Annotated in this window: 24 protein-coding genes; 11 read left to right on the forward strand and 13 right to left on the reverse strand. The window is 68.8% G+C overall.

Annotated features, from left to right (window positions below; translation table 11 throughout):
- Window positions 1-28: 28 nt before the first annotated feature.
- The 4 genes from AB0J95_RS25410 to AB0J95_RS25425 all read right to left on the reverse strand — a co-directional run bounded on the left by AB0J95_RS25410 (window position 29) and on the right by AB0J95_RS25425 (window position 4841).
- A complete protein-coding gene (locus tag AB0J95_RS25410; RefSeq protein ID WP_364762487.1) occupies window positions 29-982 on the reverse strand; it encodes a ParB N-terminal domain-containing protein in 954 nt (317 codons plus the stop codon).
- 327 nt (window positions 983-1309) lie between these two features.
- Entirely contained in the window at window positions 1310-2929 is a 1620-nt protein-coding gene (locus AB0J95_RS25415; RefSeq protein WP_364762490.1) for a hypothetical protein, read from the reverse strand.
- Window positions 2929-4284 (reverse strand): condensation domain-containing protein, encoded by a 1356-nt coding sequence (locus AB0J95_RS25420; RefSeq protein WP_364762493.1) that lies wholly within the window; start codon window positions 4282-4284, stop codon window positions 2929-2931. The genes AB0J95_RS25415 and AB0J95_RS25420 overlap by 1 nt, the downstream gene beginning before the upstream one ends.
- Window positions 4281-4841, reverse strand: a complete 561-nt coding sequence (locus AB0J95_RS25425) for a phosphopantetheine-binding protein (RefSeq protein WP_364762496.1) — start codon at window positions 4839-4841, stop codon at window positions 4281-4283. The genes AB0J95_RS25420 and AB0J95_RS25425 overlap by 4 nt, the downstream gene beginning before the upstream one ends.
- Before the next feature lie 185 nt (window positions 4842-5026).
- Here AB0J95_RS25425 and AB0J95_RS25430 point away from each other — a divergent pair, with 185 nt between their 5' ends.
- From AB0J95_RS25430 to AB0J95_RS25445, 4 genes are read left to right on the forward strand one after another with little or no spacing between them, the layout of a single operon-like run.
- Window positions 5027-6457, forward strand: a complete 1431-nt coding sequence (locus AB0J95_RS25430; protein WP_364762499.1) for a class I adenylate-forming enzyme family protein — start codon at window positions 5027-5029, stop codon at window positions 6455-6457.
- A gap of 1 nt (window position 6458) precedes the next feature.
- The gene (locus AB0J95_RS25435) at window positions 6459-7667 is read left to right on the forward strand and encodes a type III PLP-dependent enzyme (protein WP_364762502.1); all 1209 of its coding nucleotides are present in this window, start codon (window positions 6459-6461) and stop codon (window positions 7665-7667) included.
- Window positions 7660-7911 (forward strand): phosphopantetheine-binding protein, encoded by a 252-nt coding sequence (locus AB0J95_RS25440; RefSeq protein WP_364762505.1) that lies wholly within the window; start codon window positions 7660-7662, stop codon window positions 7909-7911. The genes AB0J95_RS25435 and AB0J95_RS25440 overlap by 8 nt, the downstream gene beginning before the upstream one ends.
- Window positions 7908-9089 (forward strand): acyl-CoA dehydrogenase family protein, encoded by a 1182-nt coding sequence (locus tag AB0J95_RS25445; protein WP_364762508.1) that lies wholly within the window; start codon window positions 7908-7910, stop codon window positions 9087-9089. Before AB0J95_RS25440 ends, AB0J95_RS25445 begins: the two co-directional genes overlap by 4 nt.
- On the opposite strand, the gene AB0J95_RS25450 is transcribed toward AB0J95_RS25445, so the two are convergent.
- Both AB0J95_RS25450 and AB0J95_RS25455 read right to left on the reverse strand, forming a co-directional pair.
- The gene (locus AB0J95_RS25450) at window positions 9016-9942 is read right to left on the reverse strand and encodes a glycosyltransferase (protein ID WP_364762511.1); all 927 of its coding nucleotides are present in this window, start codon (window positions 9940-9942) and stop codon (window positions 9016-9018) included. The two genes, AB0J95_RS25445 and AB0J95_RS25450, sit on opposite strands and share 74 nt — an antisense overlap.
- Before the next feature lies 1 nt (window position 9943).
- Window positions 9944-11128 carry a helix-turn-helix domain-containing protein gene (locus AB0J95_RS25455; protein ID WP_364762514.1) on the reverse strand — a complete coding sequence of 395 codons (1185 nt, stop codon included), beginning with the start codon at window positions 11126-11128 and terminating at the stop codon, window positions 9944-9946.
- 392 nt (window positions 11129-11520) lie between these two features.
- On the opposite strand from AB0J95_RS25455, the gene AB0J95_RS25460 reads away from it, so the two are divergent.
- The 5 genes from AB0J95_RS25460 to AB0J95_RS25480 all read left to right on the forward strand — a co-directional run bounded on the left by AB0J95_RS25460 (window position 11521) and on the right by AB0J95_RS25480 (window position 17251).
- Window positions 11521-12558 carry an ATP-binding cassette domain-containing protein gene (locus AB0J95_RS25460; RefSeq protein ID WP_364762517.1) on the forward strand — a complete coding sequence of 346 codons (1038 nt, stop codon included), beginning with the start codon at window positions 11521-11523 and terminating at the stop codon, window positions 12556-12558.
- Entirely contained in the window at window positions 12555-13388 is an 834-nt protein-coding gene (locus AB0J95_RS25465; RefSeq protein ID WP_364762520.1) for a hypothetical protein, read from the forward strand. The genes AB0J95_RS25460 and AB0J95_RS25465 overlap by 4 nt, the downstream gene beginning before the upstream one ends.
- 1 nt (window position 13389) lies before the next feature.
- Entirely contained in the window at window positions 13390-14199 is an 810-nt protein-coding gene (locus AB0J95_RS25470) for an ABC-2 family transporter protein (protein ID WP_364762522.1), read from the forward strand.
- Window positions 14200-14411: 212 nt separating this feature from the next.
- Entirely contained in the window at window positions 14412-15665 is a 1254-nt protein-coding gene (locus tag AB0J95_RS25475) for an aminotransferase class III-fold pyridoxal phosphate-dependent enzyme (RefSeq protein ID WP_364762525.1), read from the forward strand.
- A gap of 29 nt (window positions 15666-15694) precedes the next feature.
- Window positions 15695-17251 (forward strand): B12-binding domain-containing radical SAM protein, encoded by a 1557-nt coding sequence (locus AB0J95_RS25480; RefSeq protein ID WP_364762528.1) that lies wholly within the window; start codon window positions 15695-15697, stop codon window positions 17249-17251.
- Window positions 17252-18172: 921 nt separating this feature from the next.
- On the opposite strand, the gene AB0J95_RS25485 is transcribed toward AB0J95_RS25480, so the two are convergent.
- The 5 genes from AB0J95_RS25485 to AB0J95_RS25505 all read right to left on the reverse strand — a co-directional run bounded on the left by AB0J95_RS25485 (window position 18173) and on the right by AB0J95_RS25505 (window position 22578).
- Entirely contained in the window at window positions 18173-18895 is a 723-nt protein-coding gene (locus AB0J95_RS25485) for a hypothetical protein (RefSeq protein ID WP_364762530.1), read from the reverse strand.
- A gap of 13 nt (window positions 18896-18908) precedes the next feature.
- Entirely contained in the window at window positions 18909-20981 is a 2073-nt protein-coding gene (locus AB0J95_RS25490; RefSeq protein ID WP_364762533.1) for a M64 family metallopeptidase, read from the reverse strand.
- 21 nt (window positions 20982-21002) lie between these two features.
- Window positions 21003-21743 (reverse strand): hypothetical protein, encoded by a 741-nt coding sequence (locus AB0J95_RS25495; protein ID WP_364762536.1) that lies wholly within the window; start codon window positions 21741-21743, stop codon window positions 21003-21005.
- Between the two features lie 150 nt (window positions 21744-21893).
- A complete protein-coding gene (locus AB0J95_RS25500) occupies window positions 21894-22052 on the reverse strand; it encodes a hypothetical protein (protein ID WP_364762539.1) in 159 nt (52 codons plus the stop codon).
- Window positions 22053-22329: 277 nt separating this feature from the next.
- The gene (locus AB0J95_RS25505; protein WP_364762542.1) at window positions 22330-22578 is read right to left on the reverse strand and encodes a hypothetical protein; all 249 of its coding nucleotides are present in this window, start codon (window positions 22576-22578) and stop codon (window positions 22330-22332) included.
- Window positions 22579-22671: 93 nt separating this feature from the next.
- Between AB0J95_RS25505 and AB0J95_RS25510 the strand changes: the two genes are divergently transcribed.
- The gene (locus AB0J95_RS25510; RefSeq protein WP_364762545.1) at window positions 22672-24150 is read left to right on the forward strand and encodes a RecQ family ATP-dependent DNA helicase; all 1479 of its coding nucleotides are present in this window, start codon (window positions 22672-22674) and stop codon (window positions 24148-24150) included.
- Between the two features lie 137 nt (window positions 24151-24287).
- Entirely contained in the window at window positions 24288-24770 is a 483-nt protein-coding gene (locus AB0J95_RS25515) for a hypothetical protein (RefSeq protein WP_364762548.1), read from the forward strand.
- Between the two features lie 244 nt (window positions 24771-25014).
- Here AB0J95_RS25515 and AB0J95_RS25520 read toward each other — a convergent pair whose 3' ends face one another.
- Window positions 25015-25938 (reverse strand): anti-sigma factor RsbA family regulatory protein, encoded by a 924-nt coding sequence (locus AB0J95_RS25520; protein WP_364762551.1) that lies wholly within the window; start codon window positions 25936-25938, stop codon window positions 25015-25017.
- Between the two features lie 44 nt (window positions 25939-25982).
- On the reverse strand, window positions 25983-26828 hold the full coding sequence (locus AB0J95_RS25525) for an MEDS domain-containing protein (RefSeq protein WP_364762554.1): 846 nt from the start codon (window positions 26826-26828) through the stop codon (window positions 25983-25985).
- Window positions 26829-26907: the final 79 nt, after the last annotated feature.

Consider the following 26907-nt stretch of genomic DNA (forward strand, 5'->3'; position numbering starts at 1 on the left):
CACCGGTAGGCCGCCGGTGCGGGCCGTGTCACATCGCTTGCTGGCTGCGTTGTTCCAGGACTTCCGCGTACTCCTGCCACATCTCGGCGTACTGCCTGGCGATGTCGGCGACCAGCACGGTGCAGTGCGGCGGGACCGACGAGACCAGCCAGGCCTCGTCCTCGGGCCACACGGCGTGTCCGTTCAGCCAGCGCAAAAGGCGCCGGCCGGTGTCGGAGAACCGGAGCGACGGATCGTTTTTCAACGACTGCAGGGTCGTCGCCAGGCCGGTGAGCTTGCCGCGTGGGAAAGGCGGGCCGAGTTTCGGCGCGGGTTCGACCGGCTGGCTCGCCGATGTGCTGGTGTCGATGGTGGCGTCTTTGCGGTCATTGCCGGGAACAGGGTCCATTCCACGGCGGACGCGGTCGCGCACATCGCGCGCCGTGCCAACCGCTATGCCTGCCTCCTTCGCTATTTCCCGCAGGGATGCGTGCGGCTTGTCGGCCAGGACCCGGCTCGCGCGCAGCCGGCCCTGGGTCGAGTCGATCGGGCGGACCCGGCCGTCGCGGCCGATGCGCGCGGTGGGTTCTCCGTTGCCGGTGGCCGTGTTCTGCCGGATGCCGGCCACGGTGCTGTCGGCCAGCCCGACGGCCGCGGCGATGCCGCGGTCCGACCAGTCGGGGTGCCGTTCGATGACGCGCAGCGCGGCCGCTTTGCGGTCGGCCAGCGACAGCGGCAGCCCGTGGGCGAGGTTGGCCTGGACCGACAGCAGGAACGCGCGGTCCTCGTCGCCGTCGAAGAACCGGACGGCCAGGGTGCGCTCGCCGCGCAGCAGGGCCGCGCGCAGCCGGTGCTCGCCGTCGATGACCCGCATCGTGGGCCGGTGCACCAGGATCGGTGGCAGCGGGCCGGTCACCTCCGCGAGCAGCCGGGTGTGCGCGGGGTCCTCGCCGTCCAGCCGCGGCGAATCGGTCAGCTTGAGCGAACTGATGGAAACGTGCACAACCGGTTCATTGTTTTCGGAATTACCTGTATTGTCGTCAGCGGCGAACTCGTGGACACGTGTCAGGCGCCCGCCGGCTTCGGGATGTGCCATCGATAAATCCCCCAAGATTTATTGTGCAGCACAGAATGACAAGATCATTCTTACTCACGTTCGAACGGGCCGGCATTGCATGGTGAGGGTTTTGTGGCCAGCAACAAATCGATCCGTCGCCAGCCACAGCGGTAGTCGTTACCTGGCGCGATAACCTCGGCCGGAACCGCTTCCGGGCCTGTTCAAGTGCGAGTCCCGATCAGTTGCACACAACACTGAAAGCGCCGGGAATGCTCACCGGCCACTGACGGCCGGCAACCCGGACCACCGCGACCGGTCCAGCCCGGCCGGCACGACGACGTACCACTGCGGCGCCACGGCGGGTTGCGCGTCGGGCAAAGCGGCCATGACCGCCTTGTGCATTTCCGCGGGAGTGGTGGCGCGCTTCGGGTTCACCACGTAGCAGGTGTCTCGTTCGAGGTGCACCTCGTCGGCGCCGGTCGCCGCGCGGACCACCTTTTCACACCCGGCCATGAGCAGGCGGTGGCCTTCCCCGGCCCAGCCCTCCCCGTTGTCCGCGGCGCCGAGCAGCGCGGCCAGATGAGTGCGGACCTCACCGGCGGGGACATCGCGCTCGGCGCTCGCCACGATCGCCCATTCGACCGTGCGCAGCCAGGCTTCGGCCTCGGCGCGGGTCATCCGGGTGGTGTCGAGGCGGACCTGCAGCACGAACTCCGGGCCTTCCTGGGCGGCGTCGACGTAGAAGGCCAGGTTCTCGTTGCCGGTGTTGCGCAGCCAGCGGAACGTGGTCGACGTGGGGGTGGGCGCGGGGCTGGTGCTCGTTTCGCCGGCCATCAGGTTCACCACGATGGCCGAGCCGAGTTTGTCGAAGCAGACCCCGCGTTCCCATTCGGCCTGCTCGAAGAGTGCCTTCATGGCGGCGGGCGCGTAGCGGGCGCACTGCATGGAGCGCATCGACTCGGCCGCGGCGGCCCGCATCGTGTCCACGACGGTGTCCTTGATCGGCACGTGCAGGATCGCCTCCTGCGCGAGCGGGCCGGGGTAGTCCCGCCAGGCCGGGCTGAACCTGTTGCTGGAGATGGCGAACAGCGTCGCGGCGGCAAGGCCCGCGCGTGCGGCGGCCACGGCGGCGAGGCTCCCGTTCAGCATTCCGGCGCGGACGACGCGTTTGGATCGCGAGAGCCGGTCCATCGCCGCGAGCAGGGCGGACGAACGCAGTTCGCCGTACCAGAACCGGACCGGCTCTGGCGGGCAACGGTGCCGTAGCCACGCGGTGGGCAGGCAGCTCGCGTACCGGGCGCCCGCGAACTTCATCGCCTTGCGCTCGGCCGCCGCGCCTTCCTCGGAGCTTTCGAACCGGGCCAGGTCGATCGGTGAGGGCGTGCTGGGGACCACGTCCGCCGTGTCTTCGAGGGGAAGGGCGAGCAGATCGTCTTTCAGCAGCTGACGTCCCCAGCCGTCGGTGGAGAAGTGGCTGACCGCGACCGCGAGCCGCACGGCCTGCGCACCGGCCATGTACAGCACCGGCACGAACGGTTCGGCCGGTGTGGTGTCCGGGATCAGGCCCCACAGCTGGTCGCGTCCGGTGTACGAGCCACGGAACAATGCCACCCCAACGGTTCCCGAAGCGCGAACGTGCTGAACGGGCGTGCCGTCCGGGGACAGCGTGATCGCGGTCCGCAGCACGGGGTGGCGCAGAACGAAGCGGCGCACCAGATCCAGCGCGGCTTCGAGCGGGAGCGGGTGCGGGAACTCGCGTTCGAACACCATGTCCCATTCGGCGGACACCGCTCCGGTGGCGGCGATGGCGTCCCACATGAACCGCTGCGCCCAGGACAGCTGGGCGTCGCCGGAGCCCGCTCCTTCGCTGTAGTCGCAGTCGACGTACTCCATCAGTCACCCGCCAGTGCCACGGGCAGGTCCTCGATCCGGATCGCGGGGTTCTCGGTCGCCGCGGCGAGGATGGCCATCAGGTCGTCGGCCAGGCCCGCGATGGTCTTCTCGTCGAACAGGTGCCGGTTGTACTGGATCAGCCCTCCCCCGCCGTTGGCGTGCAGCTCGAAGCTCGGGTTCTCCTTGGCCAGCAGGCGGTGCTGGGCCGGGGACAGCGGTTGGCTGACCGGGTCGGGCAGGTCGTAGCGGAACCAGTCGAGCTCCAGGTCTCCGGGGTGCCGGGTGACGTCCGGCGGGACGGCGAACTGCAGCCAGGCGTGGTAGAGGTTCTGCGCCGGCCAGGGGCGTTCGGCGTCGAAACCGGGGTACAGGCTCCGGGCGATCTCCTGGAACGGTCCGACGTGGGCGTAGGCGTCCCGGGTGGTGCGGGAGACCTGGGTGACCAGTTCGGCGAAGGTGGCGGACGGGTCGACCTGGGTGCGGAAGAAGACGACGTTGTTGAACAACCCGATGAGGCTGGTGGTGGTGCTGTCGGTGCGTTGGGCGAAGATCGAGCCGACCACGATGTCGTGCCGGCCGGTCTTGCGGTGCAGCAGGGCCTGGTAGGCGCTGAGGAACACCACGTACAGGCTCACCCGGCTGCGTCTGGCCAGGCTCACGACGGCGCGGGCCAGGGCGGGGTCGATGGTCAACGCGTGGAAGGCGTAGTCGCAGCCGGCCATGGTCTCGCGTGGGCGATCCGTTGGCAGGTCGAGAGAACGCGGGGCGCCGGCGAGCCGGCGGGACCAGTACGCGACCGACTCCCCGGGGTTCCTGCCGGGGCTGGTCGCGAACTCGCGGTAGCCGCTGGGCAGCTCGGGCAGGGCGCGGCCGGAGTAGAGCGCGGTGAGTTCCTTGCGCAGCAGCCAGCCGGACCAGCCGTCGGTGACCATGTGGTGCAGGGCGATCACGAGCAGGTGGTCCTGTTCGTCCACTGTGGCCACCGAGGCGTGCATCAGCGGCCCGTTCACCAGGTCGAACGACCAGGTGTCCGCTTCGGCCGCGAGGGCGACGGCGGCTTCCTCGCGCCGGTCGGCGGGCAGGGCGGTCAGGTCCACTGGGGACAGTGTGATCGTCAGCTCGGGGGTGATCCGCAGGCGGGGCGAGGGGCCGAGGTCGGTGAACGTGATCCGCAGCGCGTCGTGCCTGCCGGCCAGGGTGTTCAGCGCGCGTTCCATCCGGGACACGTCGAACGGGCCTTTGACGCGGTACGCCAGGACCTGGTTCATCCACGTGCGGCCGGGGTCGGCCGGGTTGAGGAACCTCAGGTACTCCCACATGTGCTGCTGCGGTACCGACAGCGGGAAGGTGGTCACCGGGCGGCCTGCCCGCCGAGCAGTTCGGCCCGTTCGGCGAGCAGTTCGGCCTGTCCGGCGATGGTGGGCCGGTCGAAGATGTCCGCCACGTCGATCTCGGCCCCGGTCAAGCTCTTCGCGCGGGCGGCGATGTCGATCGCGGCCAGCGAGTCGCCGCCCAGCTCGAAGAAGTTCTCCTCGACGCCGACGGCGCCCATCTGCAGGGCCTCGGCCCAGATCCCGGCCATCACCCGTTCGGCGTCCGACCGGGGTGCGATGTGCCGGGCCGGCCCGGGCCGGTCGAGCAGCGCGAGGATGTCCTGTTCGATGATGTCGCCGCCGGCGTGCCTGGGCAGGCTGGGCAGGACCAGGATGATGGTCGGGAACTCGTGCGGGAACAGGTTTTTCCTGGCGTACAGGTGCAGATCGCGCACGGCGACGTCGTACTGGACGGTCACCGCGGCCACCGTGGCCCGGCCCAGGGCCCCGTGGCTCGTGGTGAACACCGCGGTGTCCGTTATGGCGTCATGCTGTGCGAGCACCGACTCGACCTTCCTGGCCGAGATGCTGTCGTCCATCAGGAACTGGTCCTCCGTCCGTCCACCCGAACCTCGGCTGGCAACGTCCCGTGCCGGACGGTGGCGTGTCAAGCCGTTCGACAGGCTGGCTTTCCTTGTATGCCAAGTCTTTGCCCTGCTTTACAACCGGGCCGGGGTGTGAACATACTGCCGGGCAGGCATCATCGACCGGGGATCGGGGGACCGTGCTGAGTTCCGTGGCGCACGCGCCGCATCTGCCGGAGCTGCTGCGCCGGGCCGCCGGCCGGCACGCGGTCGCGATCACCGAGAACGGCGCCGATGTCACCTACGCCCAGTTGTGGTCCGGCGTGCGGGACTTCGCCCGAACCCTTGCCGGACAAGGGATCGGACCGGGCAGCCGGGTGCTGATCACGGTACGCGGCGCCCTGCGGACGGCGCTGTCGGTCTACGCCGTGTCGTGTCTGGGTGCGACCGCTTCGGTGATCGGCGACCGGTACAGCGACGCTCAGCGGGCGATGATCGAGGCCGACTTCGCGCCACAGCTGATCCTGACCGAGCACGACGGCGACCTGGTCACCGCGGCCGGCCCGGGCGGGGATGCCGCGCAGGCCGGGAACCCCGCCTTGGTGATCTACACCTCCGGCTCGTCGGGGCGGCCGGGAGGTGTTGTCTGCCAACGGGAAGCGGTGTCGTTCAGTGTCGGCGCCATTCAGCGGGTGCTCGGCTACCGGCCGGGTGATCGGGTGCTGTCGATCCCGCCGTTCTCGTTCGATTACGGTCTGTACCAACTATTCCTGGCTGCCGTGTCGGGTGCGAGCCTCGCGGTGGCCGTCCCGGGTGACGCCCTGGCGACGTTCGCGCGGGCGAGTTCGTTGCGTCCCACCGTTCTGCCGGTGCTGCCCGCGCTCGCACGCTCGTGCATGTCGCTTGCCGCCCGGTGGCCGGCTTCGGTTCGCGATGGTGTTCGCCTGATCACCAGTACGGGCGCGCATTGGGATGACGACACGCGTGCGGCGTTGCGTGACTTGTTTCCCAACACAGGGTTGGTGTCGATGTACGGGCTCACCGAGTGTAAGCGGGCGACGATCTCCGCGGTGGACGAGGATCTGGCGGCGCCGGGCACAGTCGGCCGTCCGCTGCCCGGCACGGCGGTGTGGATCGAGGGCGCGGACGGGCGACCGGCGGCGCGAGGCGAGATCGGTCAGGTGATCGTGCGGGGTCCGCACGTGATGTCCGGCTATTGGAACGATCCTGGCCGCACGCGAGCCACTTTCCGGGAACGCCAGGGCATCCGCGAGCTGGTGACCGGTGACGACGGTCATTTCGATGCCGAGGGCCGGTTGTACGTGCACGGCAGGCGGGACGGGCAGGTCAAGATCCGCGGGACCAGGGTGTCGGCCGCCGAGATCGAGCGTGCGGCGGCCGGGCTCGAGACGGTCGGCGCGGCCGCGCTGGTGGCCGGCCGGGCGGGCGAACCGGTGCTGTACGTGGAAGGCACCGCGACGCGAGCCGATGTCCGGCGGCACCTTGGGGAGTTGGTGGGCACGTGGAAGGTGCCCAACGACATCCGGGTGCTGGACCGGTTGCCGGTCAACGACCGCGGCAAGGTCGATCTGGCCGCGTTGCGCGGGCTCGCCGAGGCACAGGAGCGCTGACATGTCTCTTCCGGCCGACGATGTGCTCGCTCTGGTGGCGGAGGTGGGCAGCCCGTTCTACGTCTATGACCTGGCCGAGGTGCGTGCCTCGGCGGCACGGTTGCGGGGCGCGCTGCCCGAGGGCGCGCGGGTGTTCTACTCGCTGAAGGCCAACCCGCATCCGGAGGTCGTGGCGACCTGCCTGAAGTCCGGGCTGGGGGTCGAGGTGAGCAGCGAGGGTGAGTGGTCGTCGGTCCCGGCCGGGACGCCGTCGTCGTCGATCATCTACTCGGGTCCGGGCAAGACCGCGGCGCAGCTGGCCGAGTTCGCGCGGCGGTGGGGTGGCTATGTCACCGCGGAAAGCCTCCGGGAACTGACGCAGGTGCGACGGCTCGGTGGGTTCGCCGGGATCTTGTTGCGGGTCAACGTGACCTCGGACCGGCGGGGCGCGTCGCTGACGATGTCGGGGCGGCCGAGCCAGTTCGGGATCGATGATGTGGAGCTGTTGCGGGACTGGGCCGTGCACGACCTGAGCGCCGGGGACATCGCCGGGTTCCAGGTTTACGCGATGTCCAACCAGCCGGACGTCGAGGTGATCGCGGGCGCGGCCGGTGATGCGTTGCGGTTCGTGCGGGACTGCGCTGAGCTGCACGGGTTCCGGCCGTCGGTGCTCGATCTCGGCGGCGGGTTCGCCGCGCCGTTCGGCCGGGCCGGCCGGTCGAGCCTCGATGGGCTGCGCACCGCGCTGCGGTCCGAACTGGACGGTGTGCCCGCGGCGGCGGAGGCGGCGCTGGTGTTCGAGTCCGGGCGGTTCCTCAGCGCCCCGGCCGGCACGCTGTACGCGACGGTGCTGGATGTGAAGTGCTCCAAGGGCAAGCGGTACGTCGTGCTGGACGCGGGCGTGAACGCCGTGGCGGGCTTGCAGGCCAGCGGGCGGACGCTGCCGGCGTCGCTGGATGTCGAGGTGGCGCATCGCGGGTCGGCCGCGGGTGGGAGCCGGCCGGTGGTGGTGACCGGGCCGTTGTGCACGCCGTTCGATGTGCTCAACCGGGAGATCGAGCTGGATGTGGCGGCCGGGGACATCGTGCGGGTGCCGAACGTGGGCGCGTACGGGCTTTCCGCCGCCGCGGTGGGTTTTCTGTCGCGGCGGTTGCCCGCCGAGGTGGTTGTGGACGGTCAGCGCGTGCTGAGTGCGACGAGAGTGACGATGGTGCGAGGTGCCTGTGGCTGACGTAGACGGTGTGACCGCGCGGGCCGAGTCGGCGATCCGCCGGGTGTGCGGGATCGGCGAGGCGGTGGACCTGCCGCCGCAGGCCCCGTTGTGGGAGATGGGGATGGACTCGCTGCGGGTGGTGGAGCTGGTGACGTTGCTGGAGGACGAGCTGGACTTCTTCTTCCCGGACGAGTACCTGACCGGGGACACGTTCGCGACCGTCGAGTCGACGCTCGAGGTGGTGCGGAGGTTCGCGACATGACCCTGCCGTCCGCGCTCACCGAGGCCATCGAACGCATCGGCCAACGCGCCCCAGAGGCCGACGCCGAGGCGGTGTTCCCGTCGGAGACGGTCGCCGATCTGGCCGGGAGCGGCTTGCTGCGGGCGATGGTCCCACGGCAGGACGGTGGCCTCGAGTTCACCGATGCCCGGTTCTGCGCCGTCGCGATGAGCCTGGGAGCGGCGTGCCTGTCGACCGCGTATGTCTGGGTGATGCACTGCCAGCAGGCGGATCTGGTGTTCCGGCACGGCTCTCCCCTGGTCCGCAAGGCCGCCCGGAAGGTGATCGAGGACGGCGGCCTGCTGTGCTCGGTCACCACTGAGCGGCCCGGTCCGGACACGTTGTTCCCCGGCATCGACGCGGCGGTCACGGCGCTGGTGCCGGGGAGTTCGCCGGGGTCTTGGTGGTTGCGGCGGGAGGCGCCGGTCGTGTCCGCGGCCCGGCACGCGCAGGCGTTCCTGGTGACCGCGGGGCGGCGGGACTCCGATGCGGTCGCGATGGCGTGGGTGCCCACCTCCGCCGTGGTCGGCGGGCAGGCGGGACTGCGGAAAAGCACACCGCTGACCGGTATGCGGGCCACCGAGAACCGTTCGCTCGTGGTAGCGGCCGATGGTGACGAGGACCTGCTGATCGGTGGGGCGGACGGGTTCCGCGGTGCGGCGAAGGCGCGCTGGAGCAGGCTCGCGCACCTGGGTTGGTCGGCGTCCTGGGTCGGGGCGGCCGCGCAGGTCGTCGAGGAGGCCACCGGCGGGCCCGCGCGCAAGCGGTTCGCCCGCAGGCAGGCGGTCGGCACGATCCCGCGGGCCTCGCTCGCCGCGACGGTGTGGGAGCTGGAGTCGGTGACGGGTGCTTTGCTTCGCCACCAACGGGAACTGCCCGGCGAGACGGGCAGTGACCGGGTGGACGAGCACATCACCGTCCGGTCGAACCTGCTGAAGGCGGGCGCGTCGGAGACGTGTTTCCGGGTCGTGGACCGGGTTGTCGCCGATATCGGTGCGCCCGCGCTGGTGCCGGGGAGCAGCATCGAGCGGCACTGGCGTGATCTGCGGATGGCCGCGCTGGTCACCCGCAATGACGCGTTGCTGGTCAGTGCGGGCAGCCTGTTGTCGTTGCGTGCGTACCGGTCGCGGCCGCTGATCGACCAGTTGTGGGCGGGCTGAGCCGGCGCAGCGCGCGGGCCTCGATCTCGAAGCGCCGGGCGGCTTCCAGCCAGGAGGTGGCGTGGCCGGCTGGGTCGAGGGCCCGGCCGATCAGCTCCTGCAGGGCGACCTCGGGTGTCCGGTGTTTGCCGATCATGTAGGTGAGGTTGCGGGTGAACTGGGCGTACTTGTCCGCGTCGATGTGCTGGGCCTGCTGGTGGTAGGTGGTCGCGGCGGGGTTCCAGGCGAAGGTCATCCCGCGCTGGTGCATGCGGTAGCCCAGTTCGCAGTCCTCCAGGCCCCAGCCGGTGAACGCCTCGTCGAAGCCGCCCACGGCGCGCAGGTGCTCGGTGCGCACGGACACGTTGCAGCTGAACATGAGGTGCCAGCGGATCGCGAGCTCGTTCAGGTCGGCGGACAGTTCGGCCAGCAGCAGCTCGCGGTCGTCGCCGCGGGCCACCGGCGGCACGGCGTCGAGGGTGAACCCGCGGGCGAGCCGGTCTTCGTCGATGGGCCCGTCGGCGAGTTCGTGCCGCGGGCCGATCACCACGAGGTCGTCGCGCTGCCGGTGGGCATGGATGTGTGCGGCGATGAACGCCGGACCGACGAGTTGGTCCGCGTCGAGCAGGACGATCAGCTCGCCGGTCGCCTCGGCGATACCGGCGTTGCGCGCCGCGGCCCGGCCCGACCGCGTCAAGCGCACACACTTGGCGGGCGCGGCGATCGTGTCGCCGGTGCCGTCGGTGGAGCCGTCGTCGACGACCACCACATCCATCCGGTCGGCTGGGTCGACGACGGTGTGCGCGAGCGTGGTCAGCAAGCGCCGCAACCGGTTCCGCTCGTTCCAGGCCGGGATGACGACGCTGACCCGCACGTCAGCCCACGTTCGACTGCCGGACCTCCACCGCGTGGCCGGCCGGTGCCATGCCGGTGCGGGTTCCGGTGATCCGCAGGGCCACCAGGGCGGTCTTGAGGATGCCCAGGTCGCGTGGTGAGGAGACGGACAGCCCGGTCAGCTCCTGCACCCGCCGCAGCCGGTAGTTCAGCGTGTTCGGGTGGATGTAGAGCCGCCGGGCCAGTTCCCGGCGTTCGCAGTCGCTCTCCAGGAACGCCTCCAGCGTCTCCACGACCTGTTCGCCGAGGTCGACCACGGGCGCCACCTTGGTCGCCAGCCGGTGGGCCAGGTCGCGGGAGCGCAGCAGCATCGCCTCGATCAGCAGGTCGTCCAGCCGGTAGAGCCCGGGCCGGACCCGGCCGAGCGCCGCGACCGTGGCCACGGTCTCGCGGGCCTCGCGGACGGCGGCGGGGATGTCGGTGAGCATCTCGGGCAGCACGTACCCGGCGACCAGGGGGATGCGCAGCGCGTCGAACGCGGCCTGGGCGGCGGCGGTGGGGCCGGCGTGGGCGGTCGCGGGGTGTGGTGAGCCGTCCGGGACCAGCAGCACGACGACGTCTTGCTGTTCGACGACGAGCCAGTCCGCGCCGGTCTTCTCATGGACGTGGCGGATGTGGTCGGCGACCGAGGCGTCCCCGGCGACGCAGGGGTGTTTGCCCACGACGATGACGGCGTAGGTGGCGCTGTTCATGCCGCCGGCGTCCGGCCGTTCGCCGCGCAGCAGCGCCAGGGTCAGCTCGCGGCGGCGGACCGAGGAGTCCTCGGCGCCGGACTGCGCTTTTCGTTCGCCGCGGTTGATCGCGTCCTGAATGTGATGGCTGCCGCTGAAAAAGGCCGCGGCGCCCTTGACCAGCAGTTCCTTTTCGGCCTCGTTGGCGCGGTCGGACAGGGCCGCCCACGTCTGCGAGGCGGTGGCTTTGCAGATCGCCCGCAGCAGAGTCCGCGAGATACCGTCATTCAATGCGGGCCGGACGAGCGCGTTCTCGATCTCGCACTCGGTGTACTTCGTTTCGAACAGGCTTTGCACGATCATCGCCACAATGCGGTGCACGCTCGCGTGAAGCGCGCCGGGTTCGAGCTGTCTGCATTTGTCGAGGTTCTTGCGCAGCCACTCGACTGTGCTGGCCGCAATTGCCTGCGCATTCGACAGGGTGTGCTCGACCACCAGCCGAAGACCTGCCCAGTTGGTTGAAAGTGCTGCCGACCGCATGATTCCCCCGCAAACGAAGTGCAGCTCAATTCAATCGTGCACGCGAAAAGCCGTTCGCCGGCTGGTTAATTTGTCGTCGGCACTCCCCAGTAGCCACCTGACAACATCCCTGATGTCATAACAAGTGGTCATCATGCCGCATACCGGGCACCAGCACAAGGGAGCCAATCAGTCAAGAATTAGGTAAGGACGAGACAATTCAGTTACCTATTGCGCGGGCCTGGCCGACACCCATAGGATGATCAGCCGGTTCGCCGATCCGCATTCGGTCTGGGGTGTGCGGATGCGGGTACGGGGATGGCGCGAATTCGATCCAATCGAGCGACTGTCCGCGACGTGTGTTATTGGTGACCGCTGGGGGGATATTGAAGACGGTCGAGGTCAGCGACCTGACGAAGCACTTCAGGATCCGGCGCAGGGACGAGCGTTCCGGTCCGGTCCGGAATCTGTTCCGCCCGGCCTGGGACATCCACGTGGCGGTGTCCGGGTTGTCGTTCGGCCTGGCCGAGGGCGAGATAGTCGGGCTGCTGGGCTCGAACGGGGCCGGCAAGTCGACGACGATGAAGTGCCTCTGCGGCATTCTCGCGCCGACCAGCGGGTTCGTCCGGGTGGCCGGCCTGGACCCGTTCCGCGACCGCAAGCGGGTGGCGCGTGAGCTGGGTGTGGTGTTCGGGCAGAAGACGACGCTGTGGTGGGACGTGCCGGTGATCGACACCTACCGGTTGCTGCGGCACGTGTACGAGGTCTCGGCCGCGGACTTCGACAGGATGATGGACACAGTGACCGAGGTCCTCGGGCTGGCCGAGTTCCTGAACACCCCGGTCCGCCAGCTGAGCCTGGGCCAGCGGGTGCGCGCCGATCTGGCGGCGGCGTTCCTGCACCGGCCGCGGGTGCTGTTCCTGGACGAGCCGACGATCGGCCTGGACATCGCGGCGAAGAGCCGGCTGCGGGAGTTCGTCAAGCAGATCCGCGACGAGACCGGCGTGACGATCCTGCTGACCACGCACGACCTGCAGGACATCGAGCTGCTCAGCGACCGGATCGTGCTGATCGACCGCGGCGGCAAGCTGTTCGAGGGCACGCTGGCCGAGACGATCGCCCGGTTCGCGCCGTACACGACTGTGCGGCTGGAACTGTCGCAGGACGTCCCCGGGGAGATCCGGGTGCCCGGCGCGGTCGTCGAACGCGACAGCGAACTGTCGGTGCGCGTCCGGTTCCGCCGCGACGACCTGCCGATCACCGAGGTCACCGGCTATGTGATGCGGCACTACCCGGTGCGGGACTTCACCGTCGGCGAGCCGCAGATCGAGGACATCGTCCGGGAGATCTACGACGACACCCCGAAGGCCGCCGTGGTTCCCAAGGTGCTGGACGGCTCCCGGTGACCGCGCCGGCGGACACCTGGGCGCCGCGCTGGCTGGTGCTGATGCGGGCGTTCGCCCGCCAGGGGGCCAGCCGCAGGCTGGCCTACCCGGCCGGCTACTGGGTGCACCTGCTGAACACGTTGATCAAGATGTTCGGCGTGGTCACCGTCTGGTCGGTGCTGTATTCGGTGTCCCCCGGCAGTTTCCCGATCCCGCTGCCGGACATGATCGCCTATGGCGCGGTGTCGGCGATCCTGAGCGAGCTGCTGGGCTGGTGGGACGGGCCGCACTACCTGATCGCGAAACGGGTGCGGACCGGGCTGATCACCGGCGACCTGCTGCGCCCGATGTCGTTGCCGTACCAGCTGTTCTGCCTGTGGCTCGGCGAGTCCCTGGTGGTGCTGGGGCTGGTCGTGCTGCCGGTCGTGGCGGTGGCCGCGGTGGCGTTCGGCATCGGCGGCCCGGCGAGCACGCTGGCGGGCGCGCAGTTCGCGGTCAGCGTGGTGTTGTCGTTCGTGCTGGTGTTCTGCCTGAACTTCCTGGTCGGGCTGCTGGTCATGCTCACCCTGAACCTCTACGGCCTGATGGTGCTCTACCACTCGGTCATCACCATGCTGTCCGGTGTGTGGATCCCGCTGTGGCTGTACCCCCAGTGGTTGAGCGACCTGACCATGGTGCTGCCGTTCCGTTCGGTGTACTTCACGCCGCTGTCGATCTACGTCGGGTACGTCCGGGGCGGCGACGCGTGGCGGGATCTGGGCCTGCAGGTGGTGTGGACCGCGGTCGGCCTGGCCGTGATCACCGCGGCCTGGCGCGCGATCCGACGCAAGATCGTCGTGCAGGGCGGGTGAGATGACCGAGTTGCGCCGGGCGCTGCGGCACTACGGGCTCTACCTGCGCCTGGCGGTGAAGAGCCAGCGGGTCTACCGGGCCGACACGTGGCTGATGTCGGTCGGGATCATCCTGATCAACGTCATCGACATGCTGCTGCTCGGTGTGCTGCTCAGGACGTTCGTGCGGCTGGGCGGCTGGAACGTGTGGGACGTGGTGTTCCTGTACTGCATGTTCCTGATGTCGATGGGGATCCAGTCGTTGTTCACCATGCACCTGCGCGAGATCGAGGTGCACGTCCAGGACGGCACCCTCGACCAGATGCTGATCCGGCCGGTCCCGGTGCTGGTGCAGGTGCTCGGGCAGAAGGTGCACCTGAAGGACATCTCGCACATCCTGCTGGGCGTGGCCGGGGTGGTGCTGGCGGCCGACCGGCTTGGCCTGCCGTGGACGGCCGCCCGGATCGCGTACCTGGCTGTGACCGTCCTTTGTGGAGCGGCTCTGCTGATCGGGATCTCGCTGGCGTTGTGCAGCCTCGCGTTCTGGACCATGCACGCGAGCGTGTTCATGTCCGGCACGCAGGAGATCGAGGAGATCGTCCAGCACTACCCCGTGCACATCTTCGGAACCTGGTTCCTGCAACTGATCTCGACGCTGCTGCCGTTCGCGTTCGTCAACTACTACCCCTCCCGGTTGCTGCTGCACCACGAGGACGGTCTGCCGTCGTGGTTGCTGGTCGCCGGTCCGCCGGTCGCCGCAGTGGTCGTCGTCGCGATCGCCTTGCGGGTGTGGCACATGGGGTTGGCGCGTTATCAGGGTTCCGGCAGCTGAACTGCTGCCATTTCCGGCCGCCCAAGGGATGACCGCCTTGACGCTTCCACGGAAACTGACGAGAGTGAACGTCACTGCCATTGTCCTGGGGGTGGCTCGCCTGGCAGGTCTGGGAACCGTACTCACCGCACGTACGTTCTGATCCGAGACCGTTCCGGCTTCTTTCCCCTGGCAACCGACGCCGCTCGCGTTACTGTGGGGAATGGAGAGCCATGGCACAGCCCTTGCTGGCACAGCACCCGATCCATCCGAGCACAACGGACGGCACACCGCTGCGCCTGGTCCGCGGCGACGGCGCCCGCGTGTTCGACGAGGCCGGTGACGACTGGATTGATTTCGACAACGCCCGCGGTTCCGTTCTGCTCGGCCACGGGCATCCGTCCGTCGCCGAAGCCGTCGGCCGTGCCGCCCGCGGGGAGTACGGCACCACCACCGGCTGGAACCCGAGCATCGACTCGGTGCTCGACCGGATCCAGGGCCTGTGCGGCGGGCAGGTGATGGGGTTGTTCCGGTCCGGCACGGCCGGGGTGCGGGCGGCCGTCTCGGCGGTGCGCAAGGCGACCGGGAAGTCCATTGTGCTCAGTTCGGGATATCACGGCTTCGACACCATGTGGGACCCGGCGGACGAGATCTTCACGCCGAACTCCGGCGGCATCATCGACTTCTACTACGACCTGCCCATGCTGCGACGGTTACTGGCCGAGCACGGCGACTCGGTCGCCGCGGTCGTCGTGTCGGTGGAGCCGATCTACTTCGGCCAGGACTGGTTCCGGCGGCTGCGCGAGGCCACCGCGCCGTCCGGCGTGAAGGTCATCCTCGACGAGGTGAAGTCCGGCCTGCGCCACCGGCCGGGCCTGTTCGTCGACGATGACGTGCTGCGCCCTGATGTCTGGACCGTCTCAAAAGGACTCGCCAACGGCTACCCGGTGTGCGCGGTCGGCGGCGACCCGGACCTGCTCGCCCCGCTGGCGGAGATGACGTTCACCTCGTTCTTCGAACCGTCCGTGCTCGCGGCGGCCGAGGAGACGTTGCGGCTGATGGGAACCGGTGACATCCAGCGCGGGATCGCCGAGAACGGCGGAAGGTTCGTCGAGCACGCCCGGGATGTGTTCACCCGCAACGACATCCCCATCGAGGTCGCCGGATCCGGCGCGCTGTTCCAGTTCGTCTGCGCCGGCCCCGACGTCGAGGCCGAGTTCTACACGGCCACACTCGAGGAGCACTTCGTGTTCTTCCAGAGCGACCACCAGGCCCCGTCCGCGGGCCTGAGCGGCGACGTGCTCGAGGACGCCTGCGACCGGTTCACCCGGGTGGGCAAGAAACTCGCGCACCGCTTCACCGGCGTGCCGATCACCCAGAAGGCCCGCTACATCGGCGCCTGGTGGGAGATGTGCGGCCTGATGGACGTGCCGCGCAGCCCCGAGGAAACCGCGAAGTGGGCCCAGCTGCTCATTTCCGAAGCGTGACGACGGACCTGTCAGGAGGCGGCATTCCCTTGAGCGGCAACCGACCGATCACACCATCGTTCTACGAGGCGTCCGGTCCCGCGCCGGGTTCGGTGCTGACCGCCGGCCCGGCCGCCGAGACCACCGGTGCCGGCCCCGGTCCACTTCGGATCAAACTGGTCGCGTTCAACCCGGAGCGGTTCAGCTTGGCCCTCGGCTCGCTCGACGCGATCCTGTCCGAGCGGTTCGGCACCACCGTCGCGGTCGACCAGCTCATCTACGACATCGACGACCTGCGGTTCCGGCGGCTCGACCCGGCCCTGCCCATCGCCGAGATCATGCGCGACACCCCGCACGTCGTCGGCCTGTCCTGGTACACCTGGAACCACGGCTTCATGCAGCACGTCGCCCGCTCGGTCTCCCAGCGCATGCCGGGCACCACGCTCGTGGTCGGCGGACCGGAGACCCGCACGGTCTTCGAGAACGACCTGACCGCGCTGCCGGACGGGACCATCCTCGTCTTCGGCGAGGGCGAGCAGACCATGTGCGAGATCATCGAGAGGATCCAGAAGGACGGCGGCGTGCTGGACCTGCCGCCCGGCACCGGCCGGGTGACCGGCGGCGCGATCGAGCGCAGCGAGAGGATCTCCACACCGCTGCCGCTCGACCAGCTGCCCTCACCGCTGCTCACCGGTCATCTCAAGGACCCGCCGAGCACCCGGATGCCGTCCTATGCGACCACCCGGGGCTGCATCTACCGGTGTTCGTTCTGCGCCTGGCAGGACGGCATGAGCGAGCGCCAGTTCCCGCTCGACCGTGTCTTCGAGGAGCTGGACGCGTTGGCGGCCAAGGCCTACGACATGATCTGGTTCACCGACACGATCTTCGGCCGGGACGAGAGCCGCGGCCTGGCCATCATCGAGCGGCTGCGGAAATGGCCGCCCAACACGCACTTCGGCTTCGAGCTGCACGCCCAGTTCCTCACGCCGCGGCTCGCCGACGGCGTGGCCTCGCTGCCGCTGGACTTCGCCGCGATCGGCGTCCAGTCCCTGGCACCCGACGTGCTTAAGGCGACCAAGCGCAGTCCCAAGACCACCAAGCTCACCGACGCGCTCGACCTGCTCTACGAACGGTTCCCGGAGAAGCGCAAGCTGCACATCGACCTCATCTTCGGCCTGCCGGAGCAGACCCTCGCCGACTGCCTGCACGGGGTCGACGTGCTGCTGACCCGGTATCCCGAGGCGACGCTGTACTGCTCGGTGCTGCAGCTGATCCCGGGCACCGCGTTCGAGTACCTGCGCCAGCGCCCGGGCTGGGTCACCCAGCCACACGACGGCGACTTCGAGGTGGTCGAGACCCCGACCCTGACCGGGGCCGACTTCGAGCGGATCCGGGACCTGCTCGTCGGGCTGGAACTGCTCAGCGTCGCCCGGGACGCGGCCGACCCGAAGCTGCGGCTCACCGCCGAGCAGGCCGAGTCGATCGGCTGGCAGCTGCGCGGAACCCGGTTCTACCTGTGTCCCACCGGGTTCCGGCACGAGACCATCCCGTGGTCCGAAGTCGGCGAAGACGCCCAGCAGGCCCTGCTCTCGGTCGCCACGGCCTGACAGCCGCCAGCTCTTGATCAACGCCGCTTCCCGATCAGTACCGTGCCCCGGTCTCCCGCCGGGACCGGGGCACGGTGGACCGATCGGCTGTGCCCTCCGGCCTCTGGGCGCCAGGACGTCGGCACACGACAATGGCGGTACCACGGGGCTGTCTGTGCACTCCACGCTCGCCGAGGTGATCGACACCGGCTGATTCCCGTTCTATGTGCAACTTCGCAGAACTCGCAGTTGAACGCGGTGCATTGGCCGGACATCATCGGGTCAGCCGCGTACCGGGCCGCTGGAACACCAGCGACACGTTGTGGCCGCCGAACGCGAACGAGTTCGGCAACGCAGCCCCGCACAGAATCGAAACCTCGGCCACCCAGGGCCTGAAAACCCTTTGTCTACATACGACAGTGACGACGGCAGCGTCGCCCGATAGGCCCCACCCCTCGCCTTTCGCGCCAGGCAAATACGATTCCAACACGGATCACGGGATGGTCCGCGCCACCCTTCTGGTACACAGGCGCCACGAGCGGCGACCATCCACATAGGACAGGCGGTCTCCGGCGAGACGTGATTGTGCCGGAGTTCGCACCCCAACATGGCGCGCGGATACGTGCTCCTGAGACTTATCCCATGGCTCGGGGAGCATGGACCAGTGCGTCCTGAGTGCTGGGCCGGCAAGCTCGCCCTCATTCAGTCGCCATGTTGGACACGCAAAGTCATGAGCCGACGGGCAAGCCACTTCTTTGCCGCCACCGTCTACTAGGCGAGGTCATCCCATGTCCATGGCGCTGCCCGGGTTGCATCCCGTTCAGGCCCGAACAGGTAGTGAGCGTGGGTCAGTGACGCGGCCGGGCACCGCGACGCGCTGCAGTGTCGGCAAAGTTACGCGGGCCGAACCAGCGCGAGGCTGGTTCGGCCGTTGTGCGTAGCTCACACGCTGGGAGTGTGGGCTCCGCGTGCTTCGATGGCGTCGGGCAGCACGGAGTCGGGCAGGCCGACCACTTCGGCGACCTGACGGATCTCTCGTTCGAACTGGGCGCCCAGCGGCGCGGCGCCCAGCCGGTCGGTACCGGCGCTGTCCTTGATCCGGTGCAGCCGGATGGCGATCTCGCCGATCGTCTCGGGCGTCACCTCGTTGGCCGGCACCCGCGCCATGAACTCGACCGTCCTGCGCTCGGCGAGGTGGTGCGCCTGCTGCTCCGGCGGGCCGCCGGGGTTGACGAACGACCGCTGCACACCGAGATCGGGCAGCGCGCCCGCATGCACCAGCCGGTCGCCGACGGTGACTTCATAGGCGTGCGTTCCGGTGAACCTGTTCGTCTGTCCCAGCGGCCCGTCGACGAGATGACTGTCCACTACGGACAGTTGGTCGTCACGGACCCGCACGCGCAGCCGGACGTACTGCTCCGCCGGGGCGGCCACTCGCTGTTCGGCACCAGGCTTGGGCTGCTGGTCGTCGTAGCCGCCGGCCGGCTCAGCCGGGTCGGGCGCGGCGAACGCGTCCTTCGTCCGTCCGCCCTCGGCGGCGGGCATGTCGTCGGTCTTCGCGCGGCCGTCGTAGGCGGGCGGCCGGGCCTCGGACTCCGCCGGCTTGGCCGGACGGCCTTGCGCGATCCGTGGCGGTCCGCCGTTGCCGTTCCTGTCCTTCTTCATCGCCATGATCCCTTCACCAGTTCCGGCCGTAGCGGTAGTCGTGGATCCAGCGGAAATAGATCTTGTCGAGGGCGTACCCGGTCCGCCCGTCGATCACGCCGAACCAGTCGGTGTTGTGCACGTAGAGGTTCGGCCGTCCGGTGCGCCCGGCGAACCGGGCCACCTCGAACGTGTCGGACGGGCCGAGGTTCCACTCGCCGACCCAGTCACCGATGAAACTCGCCGAGAGGCCCTTGCCGGAGGAGATCATCCGGCCGAGGTACTCCTCCGACCAGTCCTGGTGGTTCCACGCCCACAGGTCGCAGATGCCGTCCGCGTCGATGTCGGCGGCGAAGAACTGGTCGTGCCGGCGCATCCCGCCCCAGCCAGGCACATCGCCGTCGTAGCGGTTCACGTAGTCCAGCCCGCCGCCGAGTGCCCGGAACATGCCGAGGTAGGGCATGGACCAGTCGTCGCCGTTGAAGATGAACACATCGCAGCAGCCGTCCCCGTCGAAGTCCCCGAGGATCAGCTTGTCGTGCCTGGCCAGACCGCCCCACCCGGGGATGTCGCCGTCGTAGCGGGCGGTCATGGTGAGACCGGCCGCCGAGGCCGCGAACAACCCGACGTAGGCCATCGACCAGTCGTCGCCGTTGAAGATCACGACGTCGTCGCTGCCGTTCCCGTCGAGGTCGCCGACGAAGAACGTGTCGTGGCGGGCCAGACCACCCCACCCGGGAATGTCCCCGTCGTAGCGGTTGGTCATCGCGAACCCGGTGCCGGTGCCGCGGATCAGCCCGACGTAGGTCATCGACCAGTCGTCGCCGTTGGCGACGAGAAGATCGTCCTTGCCGTCGCCGTCGAGGTCGGCCTTGTAGAACTTGTCGTGGGCGGCGAAACCGCCCCAGCCCGGGATGTCGCCGTCGTAGCGGGCGATGAGCCGCAGCCCGCCCGCGCCGTCGGAGGCCAGCAGACCCAGGTAGGGCATGACCCAGTCGCCGCCGTTGAAGATCGCGATCTCGTCGACGCCGTCGCCGTTGAAGTCGCCGACGATGATCTGGTCGTTCGGCTTGAACTGCCACGACCCCGGCACCCGTTCGACGCCGCTGAACGAGTGCGTGAAACCGTTGCCGTCATTGCGGAACAACTGGATCGACGTGCCGTGGTGCAGCAGGAGGTCCGACCGCCCGGTGCCGAAGAAATCACCCGCGTGGGCGCCCCGGAAATGGTGGTCGGTCTCGTGGTCGCGGGCCGTCTTGATCGAGGTGTAGCACGCCGGGCAGTAGGCCGGTGTGTTGCTGTTCATGCGGCAGTTCTCCACCGGGCGGTAGATGCCCAGATTCCTGGTTCCGCCGCCTTCGAACAAACCGGCGTCGAAGTTGCCGCTCCACCCGGCCGGGCGCGCACCCTGGTTGTAGTTGGCCGCACTGCCGACACCCGTGGGCAGCGGTGTGGAAGGCGCGATGAAACGGCCCCATTTGGTGGTCGCACGGTCGGTGTTGATTGTCAGGTTCGGCGCGCCAGGTTCACCGCCGGAGTACGTTCCGGCGACGGAGTATTCGTCGGCGAACCCGCCGATGCCGTGACCGAACTCGTGCGCGATGACGGTCCAGTCCACGCCCATCGGGACATGCGCGCGCCCGCCGCCGCCACAGCCGCCGTAGTTCGGGTTGTTCAGCACGACGAGGATCTCGTTCGCGTCCGGCACCCACTTGTTCAGCGCTGCTTGCAGCCGGGATTCGGTGTTCGGCCCGTACTCCAGCCAGCAGTGCGCCCATGACCCGTTGAAGATCATGCCCAGCGCCGTGTCGAGGATCGTCTCCGAAGCCACGGTGTCGTCGGACGCGTCCGAAGGCGTGCCGTGCGGATCATATGTGCGAGTGCTCACGCCCGAGTCCACCGATTCCAGGTTGATCCGGTAGATATTGTAGGCGCTCGCGTCCTCCGCGTAGTAATCGTGGCCGAACACGCCATTGATCAGTTTGTCCTCGACCCACTGGTTGTACGCGGGCTGGTCGGCGGCGGTGAATCCGTCACCGAGGACAACGATATTCCGCTTTGTGCCGGGCGGGCCGGCGTTACGCAATACGGTCATACTGTCAGCCATCAGTCCACCCCTCTTCAACCGCTATTCTTGCGGGTCATATCTCGGCCGGGGTGGCAGCGCTGTTACGGGGTGCGAATATGTTGGTGATTTTTCGTTAGTATCGCTAATCGGATTTCGCCGGCGTGCGGACTCGCGAATGACCAGCGAGGTGGGCACGATCTGGGTACCCGCGTCGACGACCTGGTCCACGGGCGCTTTCGCGGGAGCGGGCAGGTCGCGCACCGCGCCGGCCAGGAACGCGGCGGGCTCGTCGGCGCTGCCGACGAACAGGGCCCTCGCGGATGAGCGCCGTCTTAACAGGGCGAGAACCAGGCCGGTGACGGTCGGGTGTTCGGCCGCGAATGACACCAGCGGTCCGATCGGGGAGGTTGTCGTGGCGTGCAGCATCTGCGCGTGGACGCCGAGGGGTGAGGTGTGGTCCAGGTAGTGGGTGTCGAGGATTTTGGAGAGGCCTGCGTAGAGAAATGTGCCACCGAGGAAGACGCGTAGCGGCAGGAGTGCCCAGATCGGTGTCCGTGGTGGCGCATCGGCCTGTGGCGTTGTTTCGCCGGAGGAAGGCTTGGGGGACAAGAGAAGTCGCCTTTCATGCGGCAGGTGCGGCGATGAGAATCCCGGTGCACATTTCGTCGCTGGTGCCGTCACCCACACGACGTGTCGCGGCGGGAGTTTCTTCAGCTGCGGCAGGAGTTTGCGCAGCCCGGCGTCGTGGGTGCAGGTGACCCGGACGTCGTCTCCGGCCTTGAGGACGAAGGGAGTGCCCAACTACTTGTATTTCTGGTCGTCGAGGTTGACCGACGGCACGTCGGGAATGGTGTGGCATCGGCGGTGCCGGGTTGACCTCGACCTTCATGGAGCATGCGAGCAGGTGATCGCCGCTCCGCTGCCGGGTCCGCCTGCAGCCTCACCGTTTCGTCAGGACTTGCGGGGGGAGACCGTCATGATGCCCGTGCACATCTCGTCGCTGGTGCCGTCGCCCCACACGACGTAGCGCGGCGGGAGTTCTTTCAGCTGCGGCAGCCGTTTTCGCAGCCCCGCGTCGTGCGTACACGTCACCCGCAGCGTGCCAGTCACCTCGTTGGGGCGAACTATCGCTGGAGCCTGAGCATCGGCGTGGCTGTACGGGGGCCTCAATCAAGGCGGAGCTGCAACAGGCAGAACCACTCTGGCCACCACGCCACGTCCACATGCGACCGGCAAACCACATCCTCGGCGCAACATTTACAAGCTATGCCGCAAGGACCACTTGCGACCACGAACACGACGGCGGTACACACCGCGCGTGCGCATCAGCCACATTGGACGGGAGCACCTCGCACTGTCCCGGTGAAACAGACGGTCCTCAATGGACTCAGCCACCGCGCTGGCTCACCTCGGTGTCCCAGCGGGCCGCGACCTCGCCCCGCTCGCGTTCGGACGGTCCGTCCGCGCCGAACTCGTCGACCAGCCCCGTCTTGGAGCCGATCGTCAGCGCGCCCGGGTACCGGTCGTCGACGTCCGCCGCGGACACCACCAGCGTGCGCCCCTCGGTGAGGATCAGGACCGGTTCGTCGAGCTGGGTGTCGAACAGCCGTTGCACGTCTTGGTGCGTAATGGTCATGTCGGGTCCTCCAGGGTGTTGGCCGAGGGCTACCCGCAGATACGCGCCTCAACCACCGTTTCGCCGTCACCGCCGGTGGTATCCGCCGCCGTGGTGTCCTCCCGGGAACGTGATTCGCGGCTGCGGCGGCTCGCGGCGAGCAAGTTCGGCTGGTCGCGGTTGCGCGACGAACAACTGCGGGCCATGCGCCTGCTGCTGGACGGGCACGATGTGCTGGCGGTCCTGCCGACCGGGGCGGGCAAGTCGGCCATCTACCAGGTGCCCGCGCTGCTGCTGGACGGCCCGACCCTCGTGGTGTCCCCCGAGCAGCTGGCGAACGACGACGTGGTCGACGAGCTGGCGGGTTTCGACGTCTCGCTGTTCGTGGTGGACGAGGCGCACTGCGTTTCGGGGTGGGGCCACGACTTCCGGCCGGCCTACCTGCGGCTCGGGCCGGTCATCGACCGGCTGGGGCATCCGAGGGTGGTCGCGCTGACCGCGACGGCCGCGCCACCCGTGCGCGAGGACATCGCCGCGCGGCTGCACCTGCGGGAGCACCGGGAGGTGATCGCGAGCTTCGACCGGCCGAACCTGCATCTGGCGGTCGAGCGGTTCCCGTCCGACGACGACCGGCGCCGCGCGGTGCTGACCAACACGCGCGCCCTGACAGCGGATCCCGCGACCCGTCGAGGCCTGGTGTACACGGCCAGCCGCAAGGACACGGACTTCTACGCCGACGAGCTGGCCAGGGTCGGTGTGCGCGTCGAGGGCTACCACGCCGGGATGAAGGCGGCCGACCGGGACCGCGTGCACGAGATGTTCCTGTCCGGCGAAACGGACGTGGTGGTGGCGACCTCCGCGTTCGGCATGGGTATCGACAAGCCGGACATCCGGTTCGTGCTGCACGCCGCCGCGCCCGACTCGCTGGACACCTACTACCAGCAGATCGGCCGGGGCGGGCGGGACGGCGAGCCCGCGTCCGTGATCCTGTGCTTCCACCCGCAGGACCTGAACCTGCAACGGTTCCTCACCGCGCACAAGCCGCCCGAGGACGCGCTGCACCAGGTCGCCGAAGCGCTCAGCGGCCGCGCCGAACCCACCCGCCCGGCGGACATCGGGGGTGTCTCCGCGAACCGCCGCACCCGGGCCATCAACCTGCTCGAACAAACCGGTGCCGTCAGCACGTCCGCGGCCGGCGAGGTGGCCTGCGTTGGCGGGTCAGCGGAGGGCGCGGTCGACCAGGCCATGGAGATCGCCGAGGCCCACCAACGGATGATCCGGTCCCGGCTGCGGATGATGAGCGGCTACGCCGACACCACCGGCTGCCGCCGCCGGTTCCTGCTCGGCTACTTCGGCGAACAACTCGACGAGCCCTGCGGCAACTGCGACACCTGTGACGCGGGACTCGCGCAGGACCGGCCCGCGGCGGACACCGAGTTCGACGTCCACACCTCTGTGCGGCACGCCGGATGGGGCCACGGCGTGGTGATGTCGGTCGAGGAGGACCGGCTGACCGTGTTGTTCGACCAGCACGGCTACCGCACCCTGTCGCTGGCCGCAGTCCGGGACCACCACCTGCTGACCGGCGAATAGGTCGTGGTCGACTGGGTATCTGCCCCGATGGAGGCTGACCGTCCCGGCGAAGGCGCCAAGCGCGCATGTGAGCGTGCCGTCGGCGATCGCGGCGTGCGCGACCGGTTCGGGGGCGGCGGGACGGGTATCCGACCCGGATGAACGACTTTCTCCGCATCTACCTGAAGGACCAGCTCGCCCTCGGAGTGGCGTGGCGGGAGCTGGCCCGGCGGTCGAAGGGCAGCAACAAGGGGTCCGCGCTGGGCGAGGCGCTGGAGCTGGTCTCGGCCGGGATCGCCGAGGACGTCGAGACGTTCAAGCAGATCATGCGCCGCCTCGGGATCCGGCCCGATCCGGTCAAGACGGGGTTCGCCGTGGTCGCCGAGCGGATCGGCCGGTTGAAGCCGAACGGGCGGCTGACGTCGTACTCACCGCTGAGCCGGTTCGAGGAGCTGGAGTTCCTGGTGATGGGCATTCAGGGCAAGAAGCAGCTGTGGACCACGCTGCGGGACCTGGCCGGCCTCGGCGCCTCGCTGCCCGAGTTCGACTTCGACGCCCTGATCGACCGCGCCGAACAGCAGCTCCAGGCGCTGGAACCGCATCGCGTGCGCGCGGGCGTCGAGGCGCTGGAGCTTCGGTAGTTCCTGGGCAGGCCAACGAGTGGGGCCACGGGATCACCGGATGCCGGTGGTGAAACTTCGTCGGCCTGAACGGGATCACCTCGGTCAGCTCGTCGACGATCTTCTCCGCCTTGCGGTGCTGGACCATCTCGTACAGGTTCGCGTACCGGTAGAGATGATCGAAGTCCGCCAGCACACCGATTCGTAGGCCTGCTTGAGATAGGTTTGCCTGGACCGGCGCGGCGAAACGCCATCCTCACGGGCTCTAGTTGACCGGCCGAGCCCCGTCGCGTCGCAACAGGGCGTATTGGGTCGTGCCGTGCGGTGTGGTGTGGGTGCGGACGAGGTCGGCGACCTGGTGTACCAGCATCAGCCCTCGGCCGCCGGGGACGTCAAGGGGCCGGGGCCTGCGTCCGGCGAGCGGGTCGGTCAACTGTCCGGTGTCACGGACTTCGCAGACCACGTGCTCGTTGTCGTGCCAGATCCTCAGCCGGCATCCGCCCGGCGTGTGCCGGAGGCTGTTGGTGACCAGTTCGCTGACGATGAGCTCCATGTCGGCGATTCGCTCGACGCCCAGGCCGAGGTGCTTGGCGTGGGTGGCTGCCCAGCTGCGGGCGTGCCGGAGCTGGCCGGTGGTGGCGACCTCGAGTTCGATGACGCTCCCGGGGTCGGGCAAGGGCTGGTTGTAGCGGCTGATCACCTGGTCTGGGGCGTAGTGGTCGCTGGGATAGCGGCGGTCTGTCTCCCAGATCAGCGGGTGGGTGGCGCGGGCATCCGCGACGACGACCGGGTCGAGTCCGGCGGTGTTGTAGGGGCACACGATGCTCAGGTCGCGGCCGGTGAACGCGTGGTTGATCAAGGCTTCGTGCTGGACACACGCCGGGTACTCCGTGCCGGTACGGCCCGGCCAGATCGGCTCACCGATGATCCGCGCGTGCCGGCCGGGGTGGGCGTCGGCGAACCGGCGCAACACCGCGGGGATGATCCGTCCCGGGTTGCCGCCTGCCACCGTCATGTCGATCAGCGTCACCTGCTCGGCGGCCCCGCCCAGCGCGGTCCGCAGCAACCGCAGCCGATCCGGCGGGGCGGCAGCGGCGACTGGCTGGTCGCGGGCCAGGCCCTCGGTGACGAACGGCAGCAGGGCGTCGAGGTACTCCTGGTCGGTGGCGTAGAAGAGTGCGGGATGCACGAAAGGGTCCACTATGGTGGATGGCGGTGTGTGGCTGGTGGCGCTCATGCGGCGGCCTCTTCCACCCGAATGTGGGGCAGGTCCAGGAGTCTGACCATGCGCGCGGCGCCGGGCCACGCGGTGCGCAGCACCAGGGTGGCGTTGTGCCGGGCGGCGTGCTCGGCCAATGTCAGCAGACAGTTGTGATCCAGGAACCGCAGCCCGCTCGCATCCACCACCAGTTGTCCAGCGGCAGGCTGGGGGTCGGCCTGCCGCAGGGCTTCGGCGAACGCATCGGCGCTGAACCAATCCAGCTCGCCGTGCAGCATGACCGCGGCTTGCGCGGAGGCGAACAACCGGAAATCCGGTGTGGGCCCATTGCTGGCCGGATGCAGACACGCAACCTGGGTGAGCACGGCATTACCCACGAGGCTGTGCTGGTAGGCACACATGGCCGAGAAGGGCTGGGTGGCCATGAGCCTGTCCACCATGTACTCGTACCGCGCGAAGGCCTCGACCTGCCGTGGAGTCTGTACCAGCGACGTGCAGTCAGCCACCACCCGTAACCCGGTATAGCCCGCCGCTATCGCCTGCTCCGTTGCGGCGGCGTACGCCTCGATCTGCGCTACCGGGGCGACCACCTCACCCACCGGATGGGCCGCATCCAGCGAGACAAGCCGTGCCGCGCCAGTGCGTAACGCTTCGTCGAGTCCCGCGACGTCGCGCAGGTCCGTGGCCAGCATGTCGGGCTCGCCGCGGGCGACGTACCAGACCAACTGCCGCTCAGCCAGACCGTCGCGGACAAACTCGCTCGCGTGGCGGCGGAACTCCTCGCGGTCGTCATACGCCCAGCACACGTGGTCATGAAGTCCCAAACCACGCGCGTGCCGCACCACTCCGGACCGTCGCACACCCAGCAGCGTAACGGCCCGCTGTACGGTCTGTTGATACAACTCCCACCCACAGAGCATTCGGGCTGCTGCCGCGTTC

The organism is Actinocrispum sp. NPDC049592 (genome assembly GCF_040675465.1).
In the GTDB taxonomy this organism is placed as follows: Bacteria; Actinomycetota; Actinomycetes; order Mycobacteriales; family Pseudonocardiaceae; genus Kibdelosporangium.

What these genes read in the sequence shown, in the direction of transcription:
- AB0J95_RS25415 (WP_364762490.1), bottom strand. Translation starts at nt 2,929, where the DNA reads ATGGAGTACGTCGACTGCGACTACAGCGAAGGAGCGGGCTCCGGCGAC.
- AB0J95_RS25475 (WP_364762525.1), top strand. Translation starts at nt 14,412, where the DNA reads ATGGCACAGCCCTTGCTGGCACAGCACCCGATCCATCCGAGCACAACG.
- AB0J95_RS25490 (WP_364762533.1), bottom strand. Translation starts at nt 20,981, where the DNA reads ATGGCTGACAGTATGACCGTATTGCGTAACGCCGGCCCGCCCGGCACA.
- AB0J95_RS25425 (WP_364762496.1), bottom strand. Translation starts at nt 4,841, where the DNA reads ATGGACGACAGCATCTCGGCCAGGAAGGTCGAGTCGGTGCTCGCACAG.
- AB0J95_RS25485 (WP_364762530.1), bottom strand. Translation starts at nt 18,895, where the DNA reads ATGAAGAAGGACAGGAACGGCAACGGCGGACCGCCACGGATCGCGCAA.
- AB0J95_RS25470 (WP_364762522.1), top strand. Translation starts at nt 13,390, where the DNA reads ATGACCGAGTTGCGCCGGGCGCTGCGGCACTACGGGCTCTACCTGCGC.
- AB0J95_RS25445 (WP_364762508.1), top strand. Translation starts at nt 7,908, where the DNA reads ATGACCCTGCCGTCCGCGCTCACCGAGGCCATCGAACGCATCGGCCAA.
- AB0J95_RS25435 (WP_364762502.1), top strand. Translation starts at nt 6,459, where the DNA reads ATGTCTCTTCCGGCCGACGATGTGCTCGCTCTGGTGGCGGAGGTGGGC.
- AB0J95_RS25515 (WP_364762548.1), top strand. Translation starts at nt 24,288, where the DNA reads ATGAACGACTTTCTCCGCATCTACCTGAAGGACCAGCTCGCCCTCGGA.
- AB0J95_RS25505 (WP_364762542.1), bottom strand. Translation starts at nt 22,578, where the DNA reads ATGACCATTACGCACCAAGACGTGCAACGGCTGTTCGACACCCAGCTC.